The organism is Propioniciclava sp., assembly GCF_029977985.1.
Taxonomy (GTDB): Bacteria; Actinomycetota; Actinomycetes; order Propionibacteriales; family Propionibacteriaceae; genus Propioniciclava.
Genome location: NZ_JARKOT010000110.1, coordinates 1 through 2,494, shown reverse-complemented (window position 1 = coordinate 2,494; position 2,494 = coordinate 1). Strand labels below are relative to the sequence as shown.

The 2,494-nt window shown below is 71.0% G+C and carries 1 protein-coding gene; it reads left to right on the top strand.

Translation table 11 applies throughout. The features are described from left to right. On the top strand, window positions 1-2,494 hold a 2,494-nt coding region (gene treY, locus Q1K57_RS07115; protein ID WP_300080380.1), incomplete at both ends, for a malto-oligosyltrehalose synthase.

Below are 2,494 nucleotides of genomic sequence, written 5' to 3'. Positions count from 1 at the left end.
GCCCCATCCTCCAAGCCGCCCCGGGCAGCACGCACGGCTACGACGTCGTCGACCACACCCGCATCAGCGACGCCATGGGCGGCCGCGAAGGCTTCGAGCGCCTCGCCACGGCCGCTCACGCGCGTGGCATGGGCATCGTCGTCGACGTGGTGCCGAACCACATGGGCGTCCCGACGCCCCATCACCACAACGAAGCGCTCTGGTCGGTCCTCAAGGACGGCCCGGACTCCCCCTACGCCACCGGGTTCGACGGCTCGGACGCCGACGGCGACGGCGTCCTCATGCCCGTCCTCGGCGCGCGGATCGGGACGGTCCTCGCCAACGACGAGATCACCCTCGAGCACCGCGTCATCCCCGGCTCGGACGACCCCGATCCGCAACCGGTCCTCGTCTACTACGACCACGTGTTCCCCGTGCGCGCCGGCACCGAGCACCTGCCCATGCCGCTCTGCGTCAAGGAGCAGTTCTACCGGCTCGCCTACTGGAAGGTGGCCGACGAGGAGCTCAACTTCCGGCGCTTCTTCGACGTGGACACGCTCGTCGCGGTCCGTGTCGAGGACCCGGACGTCTTCGACGCCACCCACGCCCTCCTGCTCGACCTGTTCCGGCAGGGCCACATCGACGGCTTCCGCATCGACCATCCCGACGGTCTGGCCGACCCGCGCGGCTACATGCGCCGCCTGTCCATGGCCACCGGGGGCGCCTGGATCGCCGCCGAGAAGATCCTCGAGGGGGCGGAGTCGATGCCCGACGACTGGCCCGTCGCCGGCACGACCGGCTACGACACCGCCTGGCGCATCGGGGCCCTGCAGTGCGAACCGGCCGGCTACGGCGACCTCGGAACGATCGCCCACGTCATCACCGGCGACATCCCCGGCAGTCTCGGCGAGGTCATCGAAACGGCGAAGCGCGAGATCACCGTCACGAGCCTCTACGCCGAGGTCCACCGCATCGCGACCCTCGCCGACGCCATCTGCCGGGCCGACATCATGCTGCGCGACCACACGTTCACCTGGATCCGCGCCTGCGTCGCCGAACTCGTCATCGCCGTGGACCGGTACCGCGCCTACGTGGTGCCGGGTGAGCCCGCGCCGCAGGAGTCGGTCGACCTCATCGAGCACGCCGCCACGATCGCCCGCACCCGGCTCGAACCCGACTATCACGACACCCTCGACGTGGTCGTCGACCTCGTCCTCGGCCGGCAGGTCGGCTCTGAGGGCCGCTGGCAGCAGGACACCCGCGATGAGCTCGTCGTCCGCTTCCAGCAGGTGTGCGGCGCCGTCACCGCCAAGGGCGTCGAGGACACCGCCTTCTACCGGTGGACCCAACTCGTCGCCCTCAACGAGGTCGGCGGCTCCCCCGACACCTGGGGTCTGTCCCCCGACACCTTCCACGCCTGGATGAGCGACATGGCCCGCACGTGGCCCGCCACCATGACCTGCGGCACCACCCACGACACCAAGCGCTCCGAGGACGTCCGCAGCCGCATCGGCATCCTCGCCCAGTACGCCCCCGAGTGGCGCGCTCTGCTGACCAAACTGCACCCGCTGGCGTCCGGCATCGAGGGCCACACCGAGAACCTGCTCTGGCAGATCCTCGCCGGTACGTGGACGCCGCAGGGGCCCATCGAACGCGACCGCCTCATCGACTACCTCCTCAAGGCGGCCCGCGAGCAGAAGCTGTGGACCAGTTGGACCCGCCCCGACGCCGAAGGTGAGGCAGCCCTCGTCAGGTTCGTCACCGAAGATGTGTACGGCCGCGACGACATCCTCGGCGCCTTCGCCGACTGGTATTCCTTCACGGACGCCGCTGCTCGCGTGTCGGTGCTCTCCCGCAAGGCCATTCAGCTCACCTGCCTGGGCGTGGCCGACACGTACACCTCGACCGAGACCACCCAGAACTACCTCGTGGACCCCGACAACCGCGGTCCCTTCGACTTCGCTGCCCTCACCAGCCTGGCGCGCACGCTCGACGCCCGCGAGCCGGCGTCGCTGGCCGAGGAGAAGTTCCACATCACCCGAGAGATCCTGCGGTTGCGCCGGCGGCGTCCGGACGCCTTCGTCGGCCAGGCCGCCACCTACCGGCCCCTGCCGAGCTCGACCGGGCACGCCGTGTGCTTCGCCCGGTCGGACGCCGTCGTGACCGTCGCGGTGCGGCTGCACCGTAGTTTCGCCGAGCAGTCCCTCACCGAACACTCGGTCGTCCTGCCGGCCGGCACCTGGCGCAACGTCCTCACCGGCGCCGAGTTCGAGGCTGGCCCCGCCCCGCTGGCCGAGCTGATCGGCCGCTACCCGTGCGCCGTCCTGGAGAGGACCGGGTACGCCGCCGGGGCACACCCCGACGAACTCGCCTCCGATGTCGCCGAGGGCGGGCCGCTGTTCCGCGCCGAGCCCCGCCGCGGCACGGTCGCCGGTCAGCCCTCCTCCGCGGAGGGGGAGACCGAGGTCACCGGCCTGCTCGGCTGGTTGTCGCGCCGGTTCTTCGAGCGCCCCGA